Below are 615 nucleotides of genomic sequence, written 5' to 3' on the forward strand. Positions count from 1 at the left end.
ACCGGATCGTCTCCCATGGCCCCCTCTCCCCCACCGCTCCACGCCAGCTCGCGGGCGACGCCGCAGGCGGCCTGACGACCCGCCTCGGCCAGGATCTCCATCGCCTCCGCCACCGCCTCGTCCGGCACCCCCCGTCGCCGGCACTCGCCGACCTGCTGGAAGAGCGCGAAGAACAGCGCGTCGCCGCTCAGCACCGCCGACGCCGCGTCGAACCGGCGGTGCACCGCCGGGCGGCCCCGCCGCAGGTCGTCACCATCGATGAGGTCGTCGTGCGCGAGGCTCCCGCTGTGCGCCAGCCCGACCCCGACCGCCGCCGGCAGCACCTGCTCGTAGCTGCCACCCACGGCCGCCGCCGACTCCAACAGCAGTGCCGGGCGCACGAGTTTGCCCGGCGGGCACAGCGTCCAGTCGAGGACGTCCACCAGCGGTTCGCCGGCGTGTCCCGCCAGCCAGACGGCGATCCCGTCGGCCACCGCGTCGAGCGTCGCTGCCGCCAACGGCGTCGGCAAGGGCGTCCTCCACTCCCGACCAGGCGCGCGAGGACCCCGGCATGCCGGTCCTCGTCAACACCACAAAGCCCGACACCCCGCCGGACCACCACCCGTTCTACCGCCC

The 615-nt window shown here is 75.0% G+C and carries 1 protein-coding gene; it reads right to left on the minus strand.

The genetic code is table 11. The features are described from left to right. On the minus strand, positions 1 to 509 hold a 509-nt coding region (locus FNX44_RS27465), incomplete at its 3' end, for a polyprenyl synthetase family protein (RefSeq protein ID WP_143651645.1). Positions 510 to 615 lie beyond the last annotated feature (106 nt).

Origin of the sequence: Streptomyces alkaliterrae (assembly GCF_007097205.2) — a bacterium.
Lineage (GTDB): Bacteria > Actinomycetota > Actinomycetes > Streptomycetales > Streptomycetaceae > Streptomyces > Streptomyces alkaliterrae.